The following is a 947-nucleotide window of genomic DNA, read 5'->3' on the forward strand; positions in this document are numbered from 1 at the left end:
GATCGGTGCGTGGCGGGCACAGGCGCTGCACGACGCGCTGGCCGGGCTGAAGCGGCCGCTGACCGATGAGCAGCTGTTGCGCAAGCATGCGGACCTGGTCGCGATGCAGGCCTTGCTGGAGCGCGGCCGCTCGATGCGCTCGCTGCTGCTGGCCACGCTGATGGGCCTGTCGCTGCCACGGCAGATCGCGGCGGCGGGACCGACCCTGATGACGCGCATCGGCTTCGATGCCGGGCTGCTGGCAGACCTCGTCCGCACGCTGAAGATCGGCGAGTGGATGCGCACGCTGGCCGTGGCGCTCGCCATCTTCACGCTGGGCGCGATCATCACGCTCGATCCGGGCGAGGCGGCGACCGGCACCTGGCGCGCGCTGGGGGTCACCGTCGGCGCCGTCATCCCGCTGCTGCTGGCGTTCGGGCTGCTCTACGGCATGCGGCGCCGCGGCAACGTGCTGCCGGCCGCGTGGATAGCGCACTGGCGGCGCAGGGCACCCTGGTACGGCGTGGCGATGATTCTCGGCGCCGCGCTGGTCTGGCAGTACGGGCCGGACGGCTACGCGCCGGCGGTGCCGCTGGCGGCCATCATCCTGCTGCTGGCGGGCCTGATGCTGAGCGCACCGCAGGAGCCGGGAGACCTGCTGCTGGCCGCCACGCTGGGCGGCTACCTCATCTTCTCGCTGCAACTGCAGGGTTTCCCGGCTGGCGCCCTCGCGATCGCCTGGGTGCTGGCCGGTGTGCATGTCCATCTGCAGCGCCGATGGACTCCGGGCGAGCGCCTGTACGCCGACACCCGGGGACGGGTCGCCATGCTGCTGCTGGCCACGGTGCTGCTGCCGACCTTCTTCGCGTGGATGGGCGGCCGCTGGGGCACGCGGCTGATGCTGGCGGCGCTGCTGCTGGCATTGACGCCGGCGCTGGTCCTGCACCCGGTGGAGCCGGTCTTCGCAC

General features: G+C 72.4%; 1 protein-coding gene. It reads left to right on the forward strand.

The window, feature by feature from the left end:
- Window positions 1-947: hypothetical protein (locus tag AC1D01_RS36560; RefSeq protein WP_477874685.1), on the forward strand; the 947-nt coding region annotated here is incomplete at both ends.

This window comes from Rhizobacter sp. P3_B12 (assembly GCF_056402895.1).